Genomic DNA, 23,046 nt, shown 5'->3' on the forward strand with positions numbered 1-23,046 from the left:
ATAATGTAGGGTGAGTTAAAGCCAAGTCTAGTAATTCCCATTTCAGGGGGGCATGATTCGGAAGTCCCAAACGTTGCATGAGTTTTTGCAACTGGCGTTTTCGATTTGGATAGCCAATGGTCATAAATGTTAGGTTTCAGGTTTCGGGTTTCAGGTGTATTATTTTTTGTTTTTCTTTTCTTTCAATCCGATTTTTATGAAAGATTTTTGTTAGTTTTACCTAGCTTAAAAAAGGGAAAAGAGTTAGACATAAGCCGGGTTCTGTTATCCGGGTTGAAATCAACCCTAGATGGCGATTATCTATCTGGGATGTCTGTCACCAGACACCTCTAGCGGTACCACTTTTGAACGGAACTGGAAAAAGACCAACCTTAGTTCCTCCGACCTTGCTCCCAACCGGGGTTTACCGAGCCAACGCCTCACGACGTTGCTGGTGCGCTCTTACCGCACCTTTGCACCCTTACCCTTTACCTTGTGATCAGGAGATTTCACAGTTAAAAGGCGGTATGTTTCTGTGGCACTATCCTCACGATTGCTCGCACTGGGCGTTACCCAGCAAGTTTGGTCTTTCGGGAGCCCGGACTTTCCTCAGACTCGCCAACGAGTCCGTAATCGCCTACGCTTACTCTTTATCCCTTTTCCATACTACTGCAACTGTTCTCCTATCGCATTTAGCCCTAGACTGAATTAGGTTAATATGGGTGATTGCCAACCCTACAGAGTCAGAAACCCAAAAATAAAACGGTTGTCCTCTGTCATCCGATCATCGAACCTTGATGGATTCGCTTAATCGTATTATTTATTCTTGAACTCTTTTCTTTTGCCTTCGGTCGGATTTAAGGTTTAAAAATTTCATGTTATTCTAGTTAAAAATAGACCAATCATTGAGAGCCACTGTGAAGATTCTAGGGAACTGTAAATTTAATCATAAGTGGTTTGATTTATCGGAGATAGTTGCTGTTATTATAGCCACTGTTCTTGCTTTGTCTTTAGTTTTAGGAATTTATTATTTAGGGTGGTTACAACCATTAGAACTGGCTGCTTATGATCAAATGGTGCGATTACGTCCAACTTTAATAGCTGATCCGCGATTAGTGGTGCTCGGAATCACCGAAGAAGATATCCGAGCTTTTAACCGTTGGCCCCTTTCTGATGAAGTGATTGCTCGATTATTAGAAAAATTATTAAAATATAAACCTAAAGTGATTGGTTTAGATCTGTATCGTGATATTCGATATGAACCCGGACACGATAAACTTCAAAAACAATTACAAGCCGCTAATAATATTATTACGATTAATAGTTTAGGATATAGCGAAAACAAAGGAATTCCCGCCCCTCCTAATGTTCCGTCTGAGCGTGTTGGATTTAATGATTTACTGCTTGATCCTGATCATGTTGTTCGTCGGAATTTAATGTTTGCCAATACCTCGAATATTACCTTTTATTCCTTTTCCTTAAGATTAGCAATGTACTATTTATTAAATCAAGGAATTAACCCGAATAATAGTCCTGTTAATCCGAATCTGATTTTTTGGGGAAACGCTGAATTTCTTCCCTTATCTCATCACTCCGGTGGATATCAAACCATTGATGATCAAGGCTATCAAATTCTATTGAATTATCGCTCTGATCATGAGGGAGCAAAACTCATCAGTCTGACTCAATTTTTATATGGGAACATTCCTCAAAGTTGGATACAAAATAAAATAGTATTAATCGGAACCGTAGCACCCAGCGCCAAAGATTTATTTTTTACTCCCTATAGTGCGGCGGCGCAAAAAAAATCCTTAAAAATGCCTGGGGTTTTAGTTCATGCTCAAATGGTTAGCCAAATTTTAGATGCCGTTTTAGGCGATCGCCGTTTATTTATTTTTGGGTCAGAATGGGGGGAATTTTTATGGATTTGTAGTTGGGGTTTAATTGGAGCAACCTTAGCTTGGTCAAGTCGAAATATCTGGATTATCATACTAGGAAATCCACTTTTAGTGAGTGTTTTATGCGGATTAAGTTTCTTTTTATTTCTCCAGAACCGTTGGGTTCCGACTGCTACCCCAGGTTTAACTTTTTTGTTTACCAGTGGAACTGTTATTGGTTATCGCGCATTTCAAGCTCAACGTCAACAACAAATTGTCATGCGATTATTAGGACAAAATACCTCACCAGAAGTGGCTAATGCTTTATGGAATAGTCGGGATCGTTTATTAGCCGATGGCAAGTTACCCGGAGAAAAATTAATCGCTACGATTTTATTTAGTGATATTAAAAATTTTAGCACTATTTCTGAACAAATGCCACCCGAAACTTTAATGGAATGGCTGAACGAATATTTATCTATTTTAACTCAATGTGTACAAACCCATCATGGGATTATTAATAAGTTTACTGGGGATGGAATTATGGCGGCTTTTGGGGTTCCTATCCCTCGAAGAACCGAGGAAGCGATTGCTCAAGATGCTTATCATGCCGTTGCTTGTGCCTTGGACATTGAATACCGATTAAAACAGTTAAATCAAGATTGGAAAAGCCGTAATTTCCCTGAAATTTCCATGCGAGTTGGCATTTTTACTGGCCCCATTGTCGCCGGAAGTCTAGGGGGAAAAGAACGGTTAGAATATGGTTTATTAGGAGATAGTGTTAATATTGCCTCCCGGTTAGAAAGTTGTCAAAAAGATCGACAATCTAGTCAGTGTCGGATTTTAATTGCTTCTCAAACGTTACAATATATTCAACAAGATTTTGAAGTAGAATCTTGGGGACTCATGGCCCTCAAAGGAAAACAAGAAATGGTTGATATTTATCGAGTTATTAGTAAGAAATAAACTCTAAAAATGATTATTCCTAAATAGATTAACTTTTAATTCAAACAAATTATTGCTTTTATGATCATCAAATATACAGCAATTTTAAATAATATTAAATCCTTAAATCTTTGCTACAGATAATTAGAGAACCCGTGAAGCAGTAAAAATTCCCCATTGCAAGAGTGCCCCTTCCCTATTCGTAATTCATAATTCGTAATTCGTAATTATAATAGCAATCCCGCAATACAAGCGGTCATAAAACAAGCAATTGAACCCGCTATCATCGCTCTTAATCCTAATCGAGCAACATCCGGTTGTCGTTCAGGAGCGATCGCTGAAATTCCGCCAATTTGTATGGCAATAGAACCAATATTAGAAAACCCACATAAAGCATAGGTTGAGATAATAATTGCTCGTTCAGAAATCGTAGTAACCGAATCAGAAGGAATTTTTCCTTGGGCGACTTTAACTCCATTTTCAATCAATTGTTTCAAATCTAAATAAGCAATAAATTCATTTAAAATTGTTTTTTTTCCTAATAAAATTCCCACCTGCAAACAATCTGAAGCCGGAACCCCCATTAACCAAGCTACAGGATAAAATAAATAAGAAAAGATTCTTTCTAAAGATAAACCTGGAAAACCTAAAAGACCCCCCACCCCTTGTAAAATGCCATTAACTAAGGCTAATAAACCTAAAAATGCAATTAACATCGCTGCCACATTTAAAGCTAATTTCATACCCTCACTCGCTCCTGTTGCAGCAGCATCAATGCCATTGGCTGATGTCGGTTTAACTTCTATTTTGACTTTTCCTTGAGTTAAAGAAGTTTCGGTTTCAGGATAGAATACTTTAGAAATTGCTAAAGCAGCCGGAGCCGACATCACCGAAGCGGCTAAAATATGTTGTGCGGGAATTCCAAACGCAATATAAGCCGCCATAACACCACCTGCAATCGTGGCAAATCCCCCCGTCATGACCGCATGAAGTTCAGAGTGGGTTAAGGTTAAAATATAAGGTTTAATTAATAACGGAGCCTCCGTTTGTCCGATAAAAATATTAGCTGAACAGGATAGAGTTTCTGAGCCCGATGTTTTTAACGTTCGCATCATCACCCAAGCGACAACTTCGACAACTTTTTGTAAAATTCCATAATGATACAAAATCGAAATAAAAGAAGAAAAGAAAATAATCGTTGGTAAAACTTTAAACGCAATAAAATGGTCTTGAAAGGTTTCACCAAAAACAAATTTAGCTCCTTGGTCAGAAAAATTTAGAAACTGAGTCACACAATTGCCCAGAAATTCAAACACCAAAAAACCAGGAGTCGTTTTCAAGATGAGAACGGCAAAAATTAACTGAAGTGCAATCCCCCATAAGACCGGATTCCAACGAACCGCTTTTCGATTGACAGAAAACAGATAGGAAATTCCTACAAAAACAAATAATCCTAACAGTGAAATCCCACGTTCCATAATTAACTGATTCAATGTAGATTTTCAAGGTATAATTAAAACATTGTGCATTTTTCAGTTCAGTTTTCCCAAATTCACCCTTGACCAATGATTGTTATCGGCGATGGCGGGTAGAAAGACTGATTACAAATTAGTTTAAGTGTTTATGGCTTTACCTATTGTTGCTATTATTGGCCGTCCTAATGTCGGAAAATCAACCTTGGTCAATCGTTTAGCGGGAACTCCTGATGCGATTGTTCATGATGAACCCGGTATTACCCGCGATCGCACCTATCGCCGTGCTTTTTGGCTAGATCGAGAATTTCAAGTCGTGGATACTGGAGGATTAGTCTTTGATGATGATACAGAATTTTTGCCCCTGATTCGAGAACAAGCCATGGCGGCACTCACAGAAGCCAGTGTCGCAATTTTTGTCGTCGATGGTCAACAAGGAGTCACCGGAGGAGATGAAGCGATCGCCTCTTGGTTACGAGAACAATCTGTCCCGATTTTATTAGCAGTCAATAAATGTGAATCTCCCACCACCGGAATTATGCAAGCTGCCCAATTTTGGGAACTGGGACTCGGAGAACCTTATCCGATTTCAGGAATTCATGGATCAGGAACCGGGGAATTATTGGATGAATTAATTCAATTTTTACCCGCCATGGATGAAATAGAAGAAGAAAATGAAATTAAAGTCGCCATTATTGGTCGTCCTAATGTGGGGAAATCCAGTTTATTAAATGCCTTTTTAGGTGAAAATCGTGCCATTGTGAGTCCGATTTCAGGAACAACACGGGATGCCATTGATACCGTTGTTGAACGTAATAGTAAAATTTATCGATTAATTGATACCGCCGGAATTCGACGCAAGAAAAATGTGGAATATGGGGCAGAATTTTTTGGGATTAATCGCGCTTTTAAAGCCATTAATCGCGCCGATGTGGTGTTATTAGTCATTGATGCTATTGATCAAGTCACGGATCAAGATCAAAAATTAGCTGATCGGATTATTGAAGAAGGTCGAGCTTGTGTGATTGTTGTGAATAAATGGGATGCCATTGAGAAGGATACTTACACGATTTTAGACTATGAAAAAGATGTACGAGCGCGGCTTTATTTTATGGACTGGGCGGAATTAATTTTCATCAGTGCTAAAACCGGACAACGGGTAGAAAAAATTCTGAATTTAGTCGATAATGCCGCCCAATCCCATGAACGACGAGTGACAACAGCCGTAATTAATGAAGTCATTGAAGAAGCGGTGAGTTGGCATTCTCCCCCCGTTACTCGTCAAGGAAAACAAGGGAAAATCTATTATGGAACTCAAGTTAGTACCAAACCCCCCACCTTCGTTTTATTTGTCAATGATCCGAAACGATTTAATGATAATTACCGTCGTTATATCGACAGTCAATTCCGTAAACAATTAGGCTTTCCGGGGACACCCATTCGATTAATTTGGCGCGGAAAATCAGCCAGAGAAGTCGAACGCAATACCGCTAACCGAGCTACCCGCGTTAAATAATTCTTCTATGGATTTACTGCGATCGCTTCCAATTGGACTGTATTTAGAGCAACCGATTACTTGGTTACATCGTTTAGATGCCAGAGTTAAATTAGTGTGGTTAATGAGCTTTTTAATTGCTCCGTTATTAGCTAACCCGATCTGGCGATTAGTATTAGTTGGGTTATTAATTTTAATTACCTTATTGGCTCGAATTCCTCTCCGAGTTTGGAAGCGACAAATGGGGTGGTTACTGATGTTTTGTGGGTTATTATTTGTAGTCAGTTGTTTGATGCCCGATGGTTTAGCTGTTAATCATCAACCTCGACTTCCTCAAGATGAATTACGCTTTGATTTATTCGCTAATCAACCGGAGCAACAACAAGCCAAACCACCTTCTAACTCAACGGTAACTTTACCTCAACCCACATCCTATCGCTATGTCTTATTTTCCCAGGGGCCATTAGAAATTACCCGTTATTCGGTTGATTTAGGCATTAGAAGCAGTACCTTATTATTTACCTTGGTTTATAGTACCAATTTGTATTTGCTCACCACTGCTTCAGAAGAAATTGCCATGGCTTTAGAAAGCTTCATGGAACCGTTACGGTGGTTAAAGTTACCCGTGACAGAAATAGCCTTAACCCTAACGTTGTCCTTACGATTTTTTCCCCTGGTTTTAGAGGAAATTCAAAATTTAATTCGTTCGGTGCGAACCCGCGCCATTAACTGGAAAAAATTAGGACTGCGACGAACCACCCAGGTTTGGTTAACTATTGCAGAACGACTCCTACAAAATTTATTATTACGAGCCGAACAAATTTCCAGCGCCATGCAAGTCCGAGGGTTCACCAGTCCCAACGAGCATCGGGTAGAATGGCATCAACTGCGCTTGAAATATCGCGATAGCATCGCCTTGTTCGGTTTGACCTTATTTTGGGGTGTGCGTTTAATTTGGGGCGGAGAACTTTAAACCCTGAAGTGGATCAGTACAACTAAATTGACCATAGGCTTGTATAATTGATAGCTTGGATTATTAAAATTGCTGTTCAGCTGTTCCTCAATTAACTTTATTGGTTATTTTTTAGACTTAATGACCACTGAAACTTACATGAACCATCCCAACTTCGGGTTATTGTTTAAAATATGCCCGGTTGAGGATCATCAAGAATTGTTCACCACCCTTTACGCCCAACGTCTATTTTTCTTGGTGACGCAGGGGCCAACGGGTTTAAAATTTGAACCGATTAGTCGCTCTGATGCAAAACTTTTAGTGGAAATTCGCTTAAGAATGCTCCGCAGAACCGGACAAGCCGAGGAATATAAAAAACTCCAAGAAGTCCATCACAATACGTTTCAATAATTCTGATCGGTGTCTGTTCAGGGTTGACTGTTGACCATTGATAGACAACCGTAAATTGATAAAAAAACGATGATGATTGATTTAATCACAGAACAAATTATTAAAATTCGTGCCTCTCTTCCTGAGTCTGTACGGTTAATTGCGGTCACAAAAACCGTTTCCGTTGAAGCGATGCGAATTGCCTATCAAGCCGGAATTCGAGATTTTGCCGAAAATCGAGTGCAGGAAGCGACAGAAAAACAACCTCAATTACAAGATCTTACCGATATTACTTGGCATTTAATTGGTCATTTACAATCGAATAAAGCCGCAAAAGCATTAGAATTATTTCAATGGATTCAATCCGTTGATAGTCTAAAGTTAGCTTTACGTTTAGATCACTTAGCGGCAGAATTAGGTTGTCAGCCTCAAGTTTGCCTTCAAGTTAAGATCTTACCCGATCCAAATAAGTTTGGCTGGACTATCCCCGAACTGTTGGCAGAATTACCTCAATTAAACGAATGTCAGAACCTTAAAATTAAAGGCTTAATGACCATTCCCCCTTTAGGGTTAAGCGAGTCAGAAACCCTGGATGTCTTTGCACGTACCCGTGAGTTAGCAGAAACAATTCAACATCAGAATTGGACTAATATTGAGATGCAAGAATTATCAATGGGGATGTCCGAGGATTATTCTCTAGCTATTCAAAAAGGTGCTACCATGATCCGACTAGGACGAATCATTTTTGGACAGAGGAGGAATTAAACTAAAAACTTACTGTAAAATAGGCAAGTCTTACAAAAATTCAATATAGCCAACACCCTCAATTTAGCTGTCGTGGCAGTTGAGTTAAGATTCTAAAGTCGTACTGGAGACTAGACCGTGAACAGACTTTTTACTAGACTAAAAGATTTTGTAGGGTTCAATGACTCTGTAGAATACGATTACGAATACGATGAGATGGAAGGGGATCGCTATCCCGGTAACTATCCCCCCCCACAGGAACAACCTGCCCCTCAACAGGCAGTGGCAGAAGAACCTCGTACATCTCGTCGTTCACAACGAACCGTTGGATCTATGGCTGGTGGTGTAATGTCTGAAGTTGGAATGGGATCAACCATGAATAATGTTATCGGAATGCCTGGTGCTCTGAATGGAATTTCTGAAGTGGTGGTGATGGAACCTCGCACCTTTGAAGAAATGCCCGCAGCCATTCGCGCCCTCAAAGAACGCAAATCTGTCGTTTTAAATTTAACGTTAATGGATCCCGATCAAGCTCAAAGAGCCGTTGACTTTGTAGCGGGTGGAACCTTCGCCCTCGATGGTCATCAAGAACGCATCGGTGAAAGCATTTTCCTGTTTACCCCCAGTTGTGTTCAAGTCAGAACTCAAGGCGGTGGCGTTGTTCATGAGGGTATTCCTCAAGCCCGGAACCCCCGCATGGCGGCTCCAACAGCCCCCGTATGGCAACCGGAACGCGCCCAGGCTATTCAGTAAATTAGCAGGGGGAGAAGAGGAGAAGAGGAGAAGAGGAGAAGAAGGGCAGGGGAGAAGAGGAGTAGGGGGAGATGGAGAAATGTTTGAAATCTAAAACCTAAAACCTGAAAACTGAGATCCGAAACTTTGTTTACTTCTCCTGAGACCCCAGAATTATTTTATATTTCATCCTTAAATGTTGGCTACAAATCATTGATCGGGTGGCTCATCACTTTTTCCTGTTCCCTATTTTTCCCTCTGTTCTCTGTTCCTTGTTCCATTGCATCAATATTCATGGTTTAATGTTAAAAGTTTGATTTATGTTTAAATTAGGTGTGATTGGTGGCGGGGTGATGGGAGAAGCTCTCATCTCCCGCTTAATTTCTGCTCAGATTTATCAACCGTCTGAAATCATTATTAGTGAACCTCAACAAGAGCGTCGCAATAGTTTAACGCAACAGTATGGAGTTATTGTAACTGCTAATAATCAGGAAACAACTCAAGCAACGGAAGCTCTTTTATTAGCGATTAAACCCCAAATTTTTGAAGCGATCGCAACGGAATTAGTCGGAGGTGTGACCTTAGGAACCGATACGGTCGTTTTATCAATTTTGGCAGGAGTTCCTCTCAATAAATTAGAAACAGCTTTTCCGAAACATCCGGTGATTAGAATTATGCCTAATACTCCCGCAACCGTTGGGGCGGGTGTGAGTGCAATCGCTGCTGGAAAATTGGTGCACCCCCCCCATTTAGATCTCACCAGACGCATTTTTCAAGCCGTTGGAGACGTGGTAGAGGTGTCAGAGGCTTTAATGGATGCCGTCACTGGATTATCGGGTTCTGGCCCCGCTTATGTGGCGATTTTAATTGAAGCGTTAGCTGATGGTGGAGTTGCGGCTGGACTTCCTCGCCCCATTGCTTCTAAGTTAGCATTATCAACGGTATTGGGAACGGCTCAACTCCTCTGCGAATCTAACTTACATCCAGCCGAACTCAAAGATCGTGTTACCAGTCCAGGGGGAACCACCATCGCCGGAGTTTCTCAACTGGAAAAAGCGGGATTTCGTTCAGCCTTAATTGAAGCGGTCAAAGCCGCCACTCAACGGTCAAAAGAGTTAGGAAGTTAGTTGACGGTTGACTCTTGAGTTAGGAAAGTACGACATGAGAGTACGGTTTTTTCCATTTTAGATTCTGAAGAAATAACCCATCATGAGAGATGTAAAGCAAAGGAATTCCTAAACAAAAACCTAAACAATCTCAAAGGAGAACACTAATGATGCTGTTAACTCGTTTTTCTTTCCCCGGTTTTGCAGAAATTGAAAACATTCAACGTCAAGTTGATCAAGTCTTAGATGAATTAACTCAAACTCAAGTGGCGACAGACTGGACTCCTGCGGTAGAACTGGAAGAAACCCCAGAACAATATATTATCCGGGCTATTATCCCCAATTTAGATAAAAATGAATTAGATATTGAAGTCGCAAAAAATGGGGTTGCTATTTCTGGTAAAACTCTTAATATTGAACTTCCTGAAGATCACAAAATTACTCATTCTGAGTTTCCTGCGGGTCAATTTCGTCGGGTGGTTTCCCTTCGTGAAGCTATTGTGCAAACAGAAGTTAAAGCTGAATACACCGATGGAATTTTAACCGTTACATTACCGAAAGCACCTGAAGTGATTCATCGTGTTGTCAAAGTCAATTTAAACTCTGAAACTCAATCATAATCGCAAGGGTGGGCATTGCCCACCTTTTTTGATATCATATTAAACTGGAGAAGTCGTCCTCCAATTAGTTAAGGCGATCGCCTAGTTTTATAATATATTTATCGTAAAAATTCTGTAAATAATAGGAGCCAACAACCAAGATTGGAATACCCAGGATAACTAATAGGGCTGTCATTAGATAAAAATTGTGAATTTCTAGGGTTTGTTGCAGGATATTCTTGATTACAAACCATAGGGGACGATGGAATAGAAACATACAATAGGAACAATAAGAAATTAATTCAATTAATTTTCGGGATAAGTGATTGATTGGTATTAAATGGCTAATTTTATAAATAAATAAAATAAAGAATAATTCAAGGAGATTAATTAATAGATAACTTAATCCTAGATTGATTTTAGTTAATCCATATTCGGTTTCAACTTTAAAATTAATGGAGAATACTAGGATAAACAAAATAGGAATTAAAAAACTAATTTTGTGCCATAGATGTTGCTCAAAAAAATTGACTTCTGCACAGAATATCCCAAACATAAAAACCCCGTAGTATAAAATTAACCTGAAATCTGTTATTTTAAAACCCATTCTTAAGATTCCGATTATTAAGGGAAATAAAATAATAATTAGTATCCGATAAAATTTAGATAAATTTTGATAATTTATGGCTATAAATAAGCAGTAATAAATAAAAATTAAACCAATAAACCATAAAGTGATGATCGGTTGGAAGGTGGGAGAAGCAAATAGTAATTGTAATCCGACAAGATGAATGGCTATTGTTAGCGGTGAAAACAGTTGATAAATATAAATAAAAGCGATTAATGCTAAATAATAAAGAGGAAAAATTCTGATTATTTTTTTCTTTAAAAACTTAAAAGCAGATTCTGGATTTTTAAAGCGTTCTTTTTTTCTGTTTAATAAATATCCCGTTAGAAATGTAAACAGCCCTAAACCTAAATATCGATTTAATTCGTAAAAATGGTGTAATAAATCAATATCTCTGTCGATAAAAGCAATATTATAAGCATCATATAAATAGCTAGGTAAATGATGAAAAAGAATGATAAAGATTGCCACACATCTCATTAAATCAAAACTGATTAATCGATTATTCATAGTTTTTTAAAAGATAGAGAATAACCCAAAAAATTTCTGGATTTTTCTGAGAAAAACTTCTTTAATTTAAACTCTGAGTTGTGCAATTTAATTTGGCAATCTTTAAGTCTCTTCTATCAGTCTAGCATCATGGGTTAATAAACAATGCCTTTGTGTTATTCTGAACGATATGAAATCACTTAGAATAACAAACTTTTTTGAATTTCTTTAATTAATCTAGCATAGGTTTCCGATGGGCGATCACCTAAATGATCTTCAATTTCCCGTTCGGTTCCGCGATGAAAATCAATACTAAATAACCCAAATCTAGGCGTATAAGACCCCCATTCATAATTATCCGTTAATGACCAGTGCATATATCCCAAAATCGGAATATTTTCCTTTAATAACTGTTGAATTTGACGCAGATGGACTTCTAAAAATTGACTGCGACGCAGTTGGTCAGAACGAAGAGTTGCAATACTATTATCAGGTTTTCGACGTAACGCCATACCATTTTCAGCAATTAAAATCGGGAGGTGATATTCCTGAGTATAATATTTACAGAAAAATGATAATCCTTCAGGGAGCGCTCGCCAGTCCCACCATTTACTCGTAATTCCACTCATTAACCAATTTCTAATGCCTTTCGTTTTAAATTCAAAGTCAGAAAAAGAGGGTAAACGGAAGCTATGAGCAATAAAGGGATCATAATAATCAATCGCAAGATAATCATAGACTTTTTGACGCGGAGACCTGATTAATTCTTGCCAATAATAGTCTAAATGTTTAATATCAAAGGTTCGATGACCAATACGATTTCCCATCCAACGAACTAACCGTCCCAATTGATAAGGAATATCTTTGCGAAAGGGTAAAGATGCTCGACGTAAAGCTGTTTCTAAATGTTTAGCTTGAGCATAAACATAATTTCTGATTTCCTTTGCTTTAACTTGATTTCTCTGGACATCCAACAAATCCCAAATTACTTTTTCTGACCAATATAAATCACTACAATAGGTGTTTAAAGTCACCCAAGGTTTATTCCAGCCTTGCTGTTCATAAATATCATGAATCGCATTATAGGCGCGAATATGAGCCGCTAATAAATGATTATAAGCTTTCCAAACCGGTAAAATTCCCGTAAAATTTCCAGAGGGAAATTGACCGCTTAAATAAGTGTTTAAAACTAAAATATTCGGTTCATTAATCGTAATATACCAATGAATCGGAGGTTGTTGGTAATAATCGATTAAACGTTGATTAATATGGGTAACGGTAACGGTTACATAATCAATAAAACAATCGATGGTTTCTGAAGATAACCAAGCATCAATCCCTAACCAAGCGGGATGGGTAAAATGATGTAAAGTGACAATGGGTTCTAAGCCATATTGACGACAAGCTGCAATGCGTTCTGCATAGTCATCTAAGACCTGAAAATCATAATTGGGGGCGGGAGAAATTTCCGGGGTGGTTGTTGGTTGAATGCGACTCCATTCTAAACTCAGGCGGAAAGAATTTAAGCCTAATTTTTGACATTGATCAAAATCTTCCGGGTAGCGTGTCCAAAAGTCAGAAGCGTTTCCTGTTCGCATGACTTTGCCTTTTTGTTCACTGTCTGACCAGTTATTTTGGGGTTGTCCAATCCCATTATATCCCCCTTCACTTTGATAACCAGACGTAGCAACGCCCCATAAAAAGTTACTTTTAGAACTCAAAATTCTAACTCCTTTTGGCAATAATTTTATATGACAAATTAATGTTTAATTTGTGATAGAATATGTTCAGCAATATTGAGAGCCGCACGAGGTTCACCTAATTCTAACGCAGCCGTTTGCATTTGGGATAAACGTTCAGAATGGTTTAACAAAAACTTTACACAAGGAGTCACCATTTCCGGTAATCTTAACTGAACTCCCGCCCCTGCGGCGACGATTAAATCTGCATTCCATTCTTCTTGACCCGGAAACGGATCAACAATAATCATCGGTGTTCCTCGTGCTAACACTTCACTAACAATTAATCCTCCGGCTTTAGTAATCACTAAATCACTCGCCACCGCTAAATCATCGACATAATCAATTAATCCTAATTTTCGTAATTCGATATCTGGGGTAGAGTCTAATTCTGTTAACGAATCTAACAGTTGTTCATTACGTCCGGCTGCTACAATTAACGTTCCTGATTGTAGATTATCTATCAGTTGAGAAACCATCAAACGTACCCGTTTATAATGTAACCCGCCTCCAAATATTGTAACAACAGGTTTGTGGGTTGGTAGGTCATGACGTTCCCGTATTTCTACTTGAGATTTAGGTTCTAATATCTCCAATTTAATCGGAATTCCGGTAACATGAAGAATTTCAGGATTAACTCCTCGTTTAATCATGAAATCAGCAGTTAAATCGTTAGGTAAATAATAACCATCGACTTCTTTATTAATCCAACTACTATGAGCAATGACATCAGTAATGACGACATAATGGGGTTTTGAAATTCGTTCTTCTTCTTCTAATAATTGTAGCAAACGGCTCGGTATTTGTTGCACACAAACAATGGCATCGGGGTTAACTTTTTCAATAAAACGCCGCAATTTTCTAAAAAAAACTCGTTCTAATTTAGCTGTAACAATATTTAATTCTAAGGAGCGTTCTAAATCTTCTAAATCCGTTCCTTCATAATAAGCACGATAAATTTGAGGAGCTTTTTCGCTTAATTGTTTATAAATACTCGTAACAGCATTACGATAAATAGAACTGGCATAATCTAAAGCATCTTCTACGGTAACGGTGACATCAGTAAAATGGGAAAACGCTTGATTTAAGGCTTTAGCTGCACTATTATGTCCAGCCCCTAAAGAAGAGTATAGTATCAAAATATGAGTCATAAAAAATTAAGATTTGTTAAATTTTAATTAATGTTAATCTGATCCGATATAGACGTTGTTATTATAACTGGATTTGGTCAAGCAACTTAATAAAATCTATAGCAGGGAACAGGAAAGAAAAAAGTTCTCTGTTTAGGTCGTTTACCATCAGTGAAATAGAGACGTTCAATAGAACGTCTCTACTGTTTAACGTTCCATTGCTTCCACTGATTTAGGAACCCCTGCGGTTAACACTTCATACCCTTCAGAAGTGACTAAAACATCATCTTCAATTCTCACTCCAATTCCTCGCCAACAGTCAGGGACTTCTGGTTGTCCTTCCACCAGTTTAATATTAGGAGAAATATAAATTCCCGGTTCAATAGTTAACACCTGTCCGGGTTGTAAAGGTTGTGGATTTTCACCCCATTGATACACCCCTACATCATGCACATCTAACCCTAACCAATGTCCGGTTCGGTGCATATAAAACGGTTTATATTTCTCTTCTTTAATAATCTCCTCAATATCCCCTACTAATAATCCTAAACTGATTAACCCTTCCACTAAAACTCGTACCGCCGTATCATGGGTATTTTTATAAGGATTTCCAGGTTTCACTTGTTCAATAGCGGCTAATTGAGCTTTCAAAACCAGTTCATAAATAATCTTTTGTTCGGGTGTAAATTTCCCCCCAACGGGAAAAGTTCGGGTAATATCTCCATTATAATATTGATAACAACATCCGGCATCAATTAACAGTAAATCATGGTCTTGCATTTGACAGTTGTTTTCAACATAATGCAAAATGCAGGAATTTTTACCTGATGCTACAATCGAAGGATAAGCAATCGTTCCCCCATTTAAGCCAAAAATATGCTCAATTTCCGCTTGAATTTCATATTCATATCGTCCGGGTTGAGCCAATTCTAAGGCGTGGTTATGGGCTTTTACAGATATTTCTGTGGCTTTCCGCATTAACACTAATTCCGCCTCACTTTTAATTAAGCGCATCGGATGTAAAATCGTACAAACATCTTCAATGGCAATGGGCCCCGTGCCCTGTTTAGGATAAACTCTTAATAGCCGTTGCCAATGTTTTAAAATTGTTTCATTGAATTTTTCATCCCGTCCTAAGCGATAATAAATCCGTTCGGCTTTTTGTAAATATTGGGGTAATTTTTCATCTAATTCATTAATCGGATAAACTTCATCGGCTCCATACAGTTCTTTGGCTTTTTCAACTCCGGTAATATAACCTGACCAAGTTTCTTTTTCCGGGTCTTTCGGTTGCACAAATAACACATATCGATGTTCTGGATGATGGGGAGCTAAAACCGCAACCGCATTCGGTTCATTAAACCCGGTTAAATAGAAAAAATCACTATCTTGGCGAAAATTATATTCAACATCATTGTGCATTACAGCCATCGGTGAACTTCTAAAAATAGCGGTTCCCTGCTGCATCTTCGCCATTAATTGTTCCCGTCGTTGCCGATATTCTGCTTGAGTTATCATGTTATTGTTATTTTTCAACCCATCATCATCATAATAATATGGTTTTGTTGTTAATTTAGGATGTTCTGGGTTAACATTGAGGCAATGATCAACAAATTATATGGTAGAGTTGTTGTGCTTGGATGTAGTCTATGCACGCTCAGTGCAACAACGGATTATCAACTTTTTCTGACGCATCTAAACCTAAAAATTTATGAAAATAGAAGACTATCCCCTTGCTAAAGAATTGGTCTTTGATGCTGAAGGTAACATTAGTCAAGTCATACTCAATTATACTGACTATCAATATCTTCTTGACGCACTTGAAGATCGAGGACTTCTGCTTGCTATGGCTGAGGTAAAACATGAACAGCCACTCAGTTTACAGGAAGCATTGACAGAACTGGAAAAAGAATGAATATCGAATATTTACCCAGTTTTCTGAAAGATTTAAAAGCTCTGAAAAGTACGCCTGTATTTGATCAAATCAAGGTGATCGCTTTTGAAGAAATACCAAATCTTACTGATTGACAGACAATTATTAACCTGAAAAAATTAAAAGGCGATGACAATGCCTATCGGCTTAGGGTTGGGGACTATCGAATCGGTTTTTATTTTGATGGCGAAACGGTTACTTTTGCCCGATTTCTCCACCGTAAAGATATTTATCGTTAGTTTCCTCCCTAAAAAATTAAACTTCGTAGTGAGGCGTGAACGCCTCAGAAATTAAGCTTTGAAGGGCTTACTACGGTTGGATAAAAAACAAGGGTAAGCATTGCTTGACCCTCGTTAATTTATGGTTAAAACTGACTGAAATTAAAATTAGAAAACCATAGCAAACCGTTCTTTTTCAGGTACTTCTGTGTACTCAGCCACAATTTGCCGGAATTCATCACCATCTAGGGTTTCTTTCTCAATTAAAAGATCCACTAACCGATCAATAACTTCGCGGTTATCCCGAATCATTTGACAAGCTTGCTGATAACAATGTTCGGCAATAGTGCGAATTTGAGCATCAATGCGAGAAGCAATTTCATTAGAATATTCCGTGCGAGTCGCAAAGTCTCGACCTAAGAAAACTTCCTGTTGAGATTCTAACGATAACGGGCCTAAATCAGACATTCCGTAACGAGTCACCATCTGACGGGCCATACCAGCCACCTGTTGCAAGTCTCCACCTGCACCCGTCGTGACTTCCGCATCCCCAAAAATCACATCTTCGGCGGCTCGTCCTCCCAAGGCTCCCGTAATCCGGGCTAAAATTTGAGAACGAGAGATTAACCCTTGATCTTCATCCGGGGTAAACCAAGTTAACCCTTGGGCTTGACCCCTGGGAATTAACGTGACTTTCTGCACCGGATCATGGTCTTTAAGCAGGGTTCCGACGATGGCATGACCGACTTCATGATAAGCAATTAATCGTTTGCTCTTGCCGTCAATTAAGGGGGTTCCTTCCATCCCGGCAATCACCCGATCCACCGCATCATCAATTTCTAACATGGTGATGCCTTCTTTGCGACGACGGGCCGTTAAAATCGCGGCTTCGTTGAGTAGGTTGGCTAAGTCAGCCCCGGTAAACCCAGGAGTTCGACGGGCGATCGCTTCTAAGGAAACTTCCTCAGAAATTTTCTTATTCCGAGCATGAACTTCTAACACCGCTAAACGGCCTTTAATATCCGGCGCATCAACGGTAATTTGACGGTCAAAACGACCCGGACGCAGTAAAGCGGAGTCGAGAACATCAGGACGGTTGGTAGCGGCAATAATAATAATTCCGGTATTACCTTCAAACCCATCCATTTCGGTTAACAATTGGTTCAGGGTTTGTTCCCGTTCATCGTTTCCGCCACCAATTCCCGCACCCCGTTGACGACCGACAGCATCAATTTCATCAATAAAGACAATACAGGGAGCAGTTTCTTTGGCTTTCTTGAACAAGTCACGAACGCGGGACGCACCGACCCCGACAAACATTTCTACAAATTCCGAACCGGAGATACTGAAGAAGGGTACACCCGCTTCCCCGGCGATGGCTTTGGCTAATAAGGTTTTCCCAGTTCCTGGGGGGCCCACTAATAAGACTCCTTTAGGAATTCTCGCCCCAACGGCGGTAAAGCGTTCGGGTTTTTTCAGGAACGTGACCACCTCTTGTAATTCTTCTTTGGCTTCTTCTACCCCAGCGACATCATCAAACAGCACTCCGGTTTTGGCTTCCATTTGAAACCGAGCTTTGGACTTGCCAAAGTTCATGGCTTGACCTGGGCCACCCGGAACATTATTAGACCGACGGAAGAGGAAGAATAAACCTGCAATTAATAAAATCGGGAAGATCAAATTTCCCACCAGTCCCCATAAAGCCCCATCATTGCGAGGGGGATGGCTATCAAAGCTAATTTGGGACTCTCTTAAGCGGGCGATCAGTTCTGGGGCATTATTCGGCAAGTCCACGCGCAACCGTTGAATCCGGTTATCCAGTTGGGGATCAACCGCATCAACAATTGCCGTGCGACCGCCATCATAAAGTTCCACATTGGTCACCCGACCCGCCTGTAAATAATCTAAGAAACGACCATAGCTCATGCGGGTGCTGGCGGTGTTTTTACCAAATTCTGCGGGGGCGGTGGCAAAAGCTCCTTGCCAGACAAAAAACCCGATGACTAAAGCGGGTAACGTCCAAAGGAGTATTGTTTTCCATGATGTCTTCATAAACTGCGTTGCCTTAAGTGATGGAAGATTGAATTGAGAACAGTCGCGCCAGCACGATTTGTGACAAAGATTCATGCAGCAAAGCAGGGTTGTACCTGTCTTTTTCTGCCGGTTCCCTGTTCCCTGCTATACAACAGTAGTACGGGTGGACTGCGATAGCCTTCGGCTGGGCGGAGCCATCGCGTTTTGTTATTCATAATCTTAACTAAATTTAACGTAATATTTGAGGATCAGGCAACTCAGGAACTTCAATTTGTGCTAAGAGCACCGTGTCCAGCACAATTGACCCGTGACCCATTCCCTCAATCTCCAACGGTCAACTGTGAATATAGATGTAGGATTTTCCCGGCTACACTTTAGAAATTGAGATAGATTTTTCATCCATCAAAACATCATTACTGAAAGCGGGAGATTGGGTTTCTTCCTGAGCAACGGCTAAATCAAACCAGAAGGTTGTTCCTACACCTAACTCACTAATTAAATGGACTTGACTGCGATGTTTTTCAAGAATATTTTTAACAATCGATAACCCTAATCCGGTTCCTTCTAATGTATGAACTCGATTTTCGACTCGGAAGAAACGGGTAAAAACAGCTTGTTGATCTTCCGGTGCTATTCCGGTTCCCGTATCAGAAACTTCCGTGCGAATATAGCGAATTTTAGGTTGATTTTCGACTAAATGCAAATCTACCGGACGAGGGGGAGGAGGCGAAAAAATCCAACCGCCTTTTTCAATTTCTTCAACTTCTTGATCGGTTTTGAGGTCTTCTTCTTCTAATAGATAAACCCGAATAATGACCCGTCCTCCTGAAGAGGTAAATTTCAGAGAATTACCGACTAAATTAGTTAAAACTTGCAACAATAAATCATAGTGTCCTAACACCGAAGGTAAATCCGGTTCAATTTCTCGACTCAGTTCAATCCCTTTATCCTTAGCATTCAGTTGATAGGTTCTCAAGGTTTGTTCAACGACTGCTGCCATATCAACAGGTTCAAAATGATAGATCCGGCAGGATTCTAACCGAGATAAATCTAACACATCATTGACTAAACGAGTTAAGCGATCGGTTTCATGGTTCGCCGTTGCTAAAAATTCCTGACGTTCCTCTTCGGTTAAATCTTCGCCATAATCATGCAAGGTTTCAATAAACGATTTAATATTAAATAAAGGGGTTCTTAATTCATGGGAAACATTACTAATAAATTGACTTTTAGCATCATTTAATTCTACTTCACGAGTAATATCCTGAATTGTCATAGCAATTCCTTTTAAACTATCTCGATAATTCTCTTCTTCGATATGGGTTGCCATCATATCATAGTCATATAACGTACATTCCTGAACATCAGGACGTTCGGGTAATTCACAAGTATTATTTTGATCATTAATACAACTATGGCACAGAGGTTCAGACCCAGGAGATTTATGTAATAAAACCGTTGTTAATAAAATTCTTAAAGTCCGATTCGTGGGTTCTCCCAAGGAACAGCGAAACTCACCGCCTTCTAACGTTCCACAGGCAATATTTTGTAACGGTTGAGATAATTGTTCTGCCACTAAACTTGGCAAAAAGTTAATAACATTATGACCAATGACCGTTTTACCTTCCCAGCAAAATAAACGTCGCGCCGTCGGGTTTACTAACATTAAATTTAATTCAGCATCAATTAAAACTGCCCCGTCTGCAATGGTGGAAACTAAGGTTTCTAACTTGGCTTTTTCAGCCATCAATTCTTCAATATTTTGTTCTTCAAAACTTTCTAGACGTTCTGCCATTTCATTAAAGCTGGATATTAATTCACCTAATTCTCCCCCAAAGGGTAAATCCACCCGTTGCTTAAAATTTCCAGCCGTAATATTTTTAACGCCCTGGACTAATTCTTTAATCGGTTGAGTAATGGTTAACGCATTAAAAACCGCCCCTAAAATCACCATCACCCAAATTGAGACAAATACCGCTAAGGTGACATCACGGGTTAAATTTGAAGACACCACAACGGTCGGATTCGGATTAATTCCAATGGCTAAAATTCCTAAATACTGACCATTATGTAGCAACGGAACAAAAACATCCGTCACTTCTCCGGCTGGTGTTAAATGTTGCCTTACCATCGGTAAATCGGCAAAATCTCCTGACTCCACATGGGCTAAAAAATTATCCGGTAATTGCATCCGTCGCCGCAGAGTTAAGGAATTTTGTACCCCCGAATCAGAAAAAGGTAAACCGAGATAAATTTCTCCCGCTTGATCCGCATATAACATATAACGAACACTAGAGGTACTGGTGTAAAATTGCCGCGAAAATCGGGCAACTTCATCCCGTTTTTCTTCCGCAATCAAAGGAGCAACATTGGCGGCTAAAAGTAACCCTAAATCTCGACCATAACGGGTATCATTCAATCGAGCATCTTCCTGAATCGTGTTAACAGCCCAAAAGGTTAAACTACTCATCAATAAAGAAACCACCAGGGTCGCCCCTGCCATTAACCGAGTTTGCAGGGTAAACTCTGACCACCATTTGCCAATAATGTCACCGATTTGTTTGAGGAGTCTCAGCATCTCACGACGATTAGAGGGTTGACGGTTGCGGGGTAACTGTGAGTTCATCGACAATTGAGCCATAATTCTTAATTGGTCGATATACCATATTTATCTGTGTCTCCACAGAGTTTTGTCCCCCGATACCATTAAGTTTTGTTAACAACACTATATATCCTAACAGCAGTTATCAGTGATCAGTCGTATCGTAATCAATCAGGGCTGGAGTAGGGGCAGGGGAACCCCGCCCGTACAACTGATCAGGGTTAACCCTCAACTCTAAACCCAATATCTCGACGACAGTAGAGTCCTTCAAAGTCAATACAATCAACAGCTTTGTAGGTTTCGGCGATCGCTTCTTTAAAGGTGGGTGCAATGGCTGTCACCCCTAAAACTCGTCCCCCATCACTCAGAATTTGGCCGTCTTGGAGTTTGGTTCCTGCATGAAAAACCATCGCCCCGGATGCTTCTGCCTGTTCAATTCCAGTGATGACTTTGCCTTTTTCATAGGAACCGGGATAACCCCCAGAAGCTAACACCACACACACAGAAACCCCAGATTTCCACTGAAGAGGAACCTGTTCTAAGCGTTGTTCACAACAGGCGAGTAGGACTTCATCTAAGGGGGTTTCTAATAAAGCTAGAACTCCTTGGGTTTCCGGGTCGCCAAACCGACAGTTAAATTCCAAAACCTTGATGTCACCTTCAGGGGAAATCATCAACCCAGCATAGACCACCCCTCGATAATCTATTCCCCGTTGGCGCAAGGTGGCTAGGGTGGGTTCTAAGACCTGCTGTTGCACACGCGGCATCAGTTCAGGGGGAACAATGGGAGTTGGGGCATAAGCTCCCATTCCCCCGGTATTGGGGCCTGTATCTCCTTCTCCGGCTTGTTTATGGTCTTGGGCTGGAACTAATGGCCGAATGGTTAGGCCATCGGTCAGAGCTAATACGGAGGCTTCCTGTCCGGTTAAGAAGTCTTCCACCACAACCCGTAAGTTATCCTGGCCAAATTCTCCTGCAAAAATCTGATCAATGGCGGCATGGGCCATTTCAACGGTTGTGGCAACGGTGACACCTTTTCCCGCCGCTAACCCATCGGCTTTCACCACAATTGGGGCCGTTTTAACATAAGCTTTAGCGGTCTGTGCATCGGTAAAAACCGCAGCCTGAGCCGTAGGGATGCCAGCCTCTTCCATGAAGGCTTTTGACCAAGCTTTACTGGCTTCCAGTTGCGCTCCGGCTTGGTTGGGGCCGAATACTTTAATGTTGTGTTGTTGTAAATAATCCGTAATTCCCAGGGCAAGGGGTAATTCTGGCCCAACAACGACTAAGGATATTCCCTGATGTTCCACTAAAGTTTTGATCCCGGCAAAATCTTCTACGGAAATCGGATAATTTTGGCAGCCTTTGAGGGTGGCAGTTCCGCCATTTCCAGGGGTACAAAACACTTGTTCAACGTTGGGTGACTGGAGTAATGTCCAAGCAATGGCGTGTTCCCGTCCCCCATTTCCAACTACTAGAATTTTCACGGTTTTTTGTTCTCGAATTGATGCTTCAGTTTTTGATTGTACAATTAGAAACCCTATAGAAACCCGGTTTCTCGAAGAAACCCGGTTTCTGTTTCTGGGATAGTTAAGAAACTGCGTTTTATAGATTTTTAGCTAAATTTAGTATAATTTTAGAACAGCTTTGCTTTTGAGGTTAAGCCCCATGAGTGATAATTTTTATCCTTTAACTGGTGATGATGATCTTTTGTTGGTTGATAAAGATACTTTTACTGTTGCTCGATTTAAAGAATTTGCGATGGATTATTTAAGCCGATATTATAACCGTTCTGATAATAATCGCTATCAAACATTTACCATTTTTAATTCTCTTAATAAGTATTACTATGAAATCGATGGGTTCTACCTAGCAACGAGAAAAGTAAAGCGATCGCAATCTTATAAACTGGGTTTCTGGCAGAAAACCGCTTTCTAAAAACGGAATTTTTATTGATCAAAATATCAGGATAAATGCCCTTA

The 23,046-nt window shown here is 39.9% G+C and carries 19 protein-coding genes, 1 other RNA gene and 1 pseudogene; 11 read left to right on the top strand and 10 right to left on the bottom strand.

Going from position 1 to position 23,046, the window contains the following annotated elements:
* Positions 1-235: 235 nt before the first annotated feature.
* Positions 236-629, bottom strand: an RNA gene (gene rnpB / locus ACKPEB_RS11765) — RNase P RNA component class A.
* A gap of 267 nt (positions 630-896) precedes the next feature.
* Here rnpB and ACKPEB_RS11770 point away from each other — a divergent pair.
* Entirely contained in the window at positions 897-2,822 is a 1,926-nt protein-coding gene (locus tag ACKPEB_RS11770) for a CHASE2 domain-containing protein (protein WP_408965088.1), read from the top strand.
* A gap of 206 nt (positions 2,823-3,028) precedes the next feature.
* On the opposite strand, the gene ACKPEB_RS11775 is transcribed toward ACKPEB_RS11770, so the two are convergent.
* Positions 3,029-4,279, bottom strand: a complete 1,251-nt coding sequence (locus ACKPEB_RS11775) for a NupC/NupG family nucleoside CNT transporter (RefSeq protein WP_408965089.1) — start codon at positions 4,277-4,279, stop codon at positions 3,029-3,031.
* A 145-nt stretch (positions 4,280-4,424) separates the two neighbouring features.
* Here ACKPEB_RS11775 and der point away from each other — a divergent pair, with 145 nt between their 5' ends.
* The 7 genes from der to ACKPEB_RS11810 all read left to right on the top strand — a co-directional run bounded on the left by der (position 4,425) and on the right by ACKPEB_RS11810 (position 10,312).
* Entirely contained in the window at positions 4,425-5,789 is a 1,365-nt protein-coding gene (gene der / locus ACKPEB_RS11780) for a ribosome biogenesis GTPase Der (protein WP_408965090.1), read from the top strand.
* Positions 5,790-5,796: 7 nt separating this feature from the next.
* Positions 5,797-6,741, top strand: a complete 945-nt coding sequence (locus ACKPEB_RS11785) for an energy-coupling factor transporter transmembrane component T family protein (RefSeq protein ID WP_408965091.1) — start codon at positions 5,797-5,799, stop codon at positions 6,739-6,741.
* Between the two features lie 120 nt (positions 6,742-6,861).
* The gene (pipX, locus tag ACKPEB_RS11790) at positions 6,862-7,131 is read left to right on the top strand and encodes a transcriptional coactivator PipX (RefSeq protein ID WP_408965092.1); all 270 of its coding nucleotides are present in this window, start codon (positions 6,862-6,864) and stop codon (positions 7,129-7,131) included.
* 72 nt (positions 7,132-7,203) lie between these two features.
* Entirely contained in the window at positions 7,204-7,875 is a 672-nt protein-coding gene (locus tag ACKPEB_RS11795) for a YggS family pyridoxal phosphate-dependent enzyme (protein WP_408965114.1), read from the top strand.
* A gap of 117 nt (positions 7,876-7,992) precedes the next feature.
* Positions 7,993-8,607: a cell division protein SepF gene (locus tag ACKPEB_RS11800; RefSeq protein WP_408965093.1), complete on the top strand. Its 615-nt coding sequence runs from the start codon at positions 7,993-7,995 to the stop codon at positions 8,605-8,607.
* Between the two features lie 299 nt (positions 8,608-8,906).
* Positions 8,907-9,713 (top strand): pyrroline-5-carboxylate reductase, encoded by an 807-nt coding sequence (gene proC / locus ACKPEB_RS11805; RefSeq protein WP_408965094.1) that lies wholly within the window; start codon positions 8,907-8,909, stop codon positions 9,711-9,713.
* A 146-nt stretch (positions 9,714-9,859) separates the two neighbouring features.
* Entirely contained in the window at positions 9,860-10,312 is a 453-nt protein-coding gene (locus tag ACKPEB_RS11810; RefSeq protein WP_408965095.1) for an Hsp20/alpha crystallin family protein, read from the top strand.
* A gap of 64 nt (positions 10,313-10,376) precedes the next feature.
* Here ACKPEB_RS11810 and ACKPEB_RS11815 read toward each other — a convergent pair whose 3' ends face one another.
* The 5 genes and pseudogenes from ACKPEB_RS11815 to ACKPEB_RS11835 all read right to left on the bottom strand — a co-directional run bounded on the left by ACKPEB_RS11815 (position 10,377) and on the right by ACKPEB_RS11835 (position 15,795).
* Positions 10,377-11,429, bottom strand: coding sequence for an acyltransferase family protein (locus ACKPEB_RS11815; protein WP_408965096.1), 1,053 nt, complete (start codon positions 11,427-11,429; stop codon positions 10,377-10,379).
* Positions 11,430-11,608: 179 nt separating this feature from the next.
* Positions 11,609-12,235, bottom strand: coding sequence for a family 1 glycosylhydrolase (locus ACKPEB_RS11820; protein ID WP_408965115.1), 627 nt, complete (start codon positions 12,233-12,235; stop codon positions 11,609-11,611).
* A 240-nt stretch (positions 12,236-12,475) separates the two neighbouring features.
* Positions 12,476-13,150: pseudogene (locus tag ACKPEB_RS11825) on the bottom strand (family 1 glycosylhydrolase); the annotation flags it as partial.
* Between the two features lie 17 nt (positions 13,151-13,167).
* The gene (locus tag ACKPEB_RS11830; protein ID WP_408965098.1) at positions 13,168-14,298 is read right to left on the bottom strand and encodes an MGDG synthase family glycosyltransferase; all 1,131 of its coding nucleotides are present in this window, start codon (positions 14,296-14,298) and stop codon (positions 13,168-13,170) included.
* Positions 14,299-14,484: 186 nt separating this feature from the next.
* A complete protein-coding gene (locus ACKPEB_RS11835) occupies positions 14,485-15,795 on the bottom strand; it encodes an aminopeptidase P N-terminal domain-containing protein (protein ID WP_408965099.1) in 1,311 nt (436 codons plus the stop codon).
* Positions 15,796-15,988: 193 nt separating this feature from the next.
* Between ACKPEB_RS11835 and ACKPEB_RS11840 the strand changes: the two genes are divergently transcribed.
* Both ACKPEB_RS11840 and ACKPEB_RS11845 read left to right on the top strand, forming a co-directional pair.
* Positions 15,989-16,192 (top strand): hypothetical protein, encoded by a 204-nt coding sequence (locus ACKPEB_RS11840; protein ID WP_408965100.1) that lies wholly within the window; start codon positions 15,989-15,991, stop codon positions 16,190-16,192.
* Positions 16,193-16,320: 128 nt separating this feature from the next.
* A complete protein-coding gene (locus tag ACKPEB_RS11845; RefSeq protein ID WP_408965116.1) occupies positions 16,321-16,449 on the top strand; it encodes a type II toxin-antitoxin system RelE family toxin in 129 nt (42 codons plus the stop codon).
* A gap of 147 nt (positions 16,450-16,596) precedes the next feature.
* Here ACKPEB_RS11845 and ftsH2 read toward each other — a convergent pair whose 3' ends face one another.
* The 3 genes from ftsH2 to purD all read right to left on the bottom strand — a co-directional run bounded on the left by ftsH2 (position 16,597) and on the right by purD (position 22,551).
* The gene (gene ftsH2, locus ACKPEB_RS11850; protein ID WP_408965101.1) at positions 16,597-18,480 is read right to left on the bottom strand and encodes an ATP-dependent zinc metalloprotease FtsH2; all 1,884 of its coding nucleotides are present in this window, start codon (positions 18,478-18,480) and stop codon (positions 16,597-16,599) included.
* A 349-nt stretch (positions 18,481-18,829) separates the two neighbouring features.
* Positions 18,830-21,040, bottom strand: a complete 2,211-nt coding sequence (locus ACKPEB_RS11855) for an ATP-binding protein (RefSeq protein ID WP_408965117.1) — start codon at positions 21,038-21,040, stop codon at positions 18,830-18,832.
* A gap of 245 nt (positions 21,041-21,285) precedes the next feature.
* Positions 21,286-22,551, bottom strand: a complete 1,266-nt coding sequence (gene purD / locus ACKPEB_RS11860) for a phosphoribosylamine--glycine ligase (protein ID WP_408965102.1) — start codon at positions 22,549-22,551, stop codon at positions 21,286-21,288.
* A 181-nt stretch (positions 22,552-22,732) separates the two neighbouring features.
* Here purD and ACKPEB_RS11865 point away from each other — a divergent pair, with 181 nt between their 5' ends.
* Positions 22,733-23,002 (top strand): hypothetical protein, encoded by a 270-nt coding sequence (locus tag ACKPEB_RS11865; RefSeq protein WP_408965103.1) that lies wholly within the window; start codon positions 22,733-22,735, stop codon positions 23,000-23,002.
* Positions 23,003-23,046: the final 44 nt, after the last annotated feature.

The sequence above is a fragment of the Planktothrix sp. genome (genome assembly GCF_046067725.1).
GTDB lineage: Bacteria > Cyanobacteriota > Cyanobacteriia > Cyanobacteriales > Microcoleaceae > Planktothrix.

Bases quoted from the DNA above. Each gene is read 5' to 3' on its own strand.
- ACKPEB_RS11775 (WP_408965089.1), bottom strand. From the start codon at position 4,279: ATGGAACGTGGGATTTCACTGTTAGGATTATTTGTTTTTGTAGGAATT.
- der (WP_408965090.1), top strand. From the start codon at position 4,425: ATGGCTTTACCTATTGTTGCTATTATTGGCCGTCCTAATGTCGGAAAA.
- ACKPEB_RS11785 (WP_408965091.1), top strand. From the start codon at position 5,797: ATGGATTTACTGCGATCGCTTCCAATTGGACTGTATTTAGAGCAACCG.
- pipX (WP_408965092.1), top strand. From the start codon at position 6,862: ATGACCACTGAAACTTACATGAACCATCCCAACTTCGGGTTATTGTTT.
- ACKPEB_RS11795 (WP_408965114.1), top strand. From the start codon at position 7,204: ATGATTGATTTAATCACAGAACAAATTATTAAAATTCGTGCCTCTCTT.
- proC (WP_408965094.1), top strand. From the start codon at position 8,907: ATGTTTAAATTAGGTGTGATTGGTGGCGGGGTGATGGGAGAAGCTCTC.
- ACKPEB_RS11810 (WP_408965095.1), top strand. From the start codon at position 9,860: ATGATGCTGTTAACTCGTTTTTCTTTCCCCGGTTTTGCAGAAATTGAA.
- ACKPEB_RS11815 (WP_408965096.1), bottom strand. From the start codon at position 11,429: ATGAATAATCGATTAATCAGTTTTGATTTAATGAGATGTGTGGCAATC.
- ACKPEB_RS11820 (WP_408965115.1), bottom strand. From the start codon at position 12,235: ATGGGAAATCGTATTGGTCATCGAACCTTTGATATTAAACATTTAGAC.
- ACKPEB_RS11830 (WP_408965098.1), bottom strand. From the start codon at position 14,298: ATGACTCATATTTTGATACTATACTCTTCTTTAGGGGCTGGACATAAT.
- ACKPEB_RS11835 (WP_408965099.1), bottom strand. From the start codon at position 15,795: ATGATAACTCAAGCAGAATATCGGCAACGACGGGAACAATTAATGGCG.
- ACKPEB_RS11840 (WP_408965100.1), top strand. From the start codon at position 15,989: ATGAAAATAGAAGACTATCCCCTTGCTAAAGAATTGGTCTTTGATGCT.
- ftsH2 (WP_408965101.1), bottom strand. From the start codon at position 18,480: ATGAAGACATCATGGAAAACAATACTCCTTTGGACGTTACCCGCTTTA.
- ACKPEB_RS11855 (WP_408965117.1), bottom strand. From the start codon at position 21,040: ATGCTGAGACTCCTCAAACAAATCGGTGACATTATTGGCAAATGGTGG.
- ACKPEB_RS11865 (WP_408965103.1), top strand. From the start codon at position 22,733: ATGAGTGATAATTTTTATCCTTTAACTGGTGATGATGATCTTTTGTTG.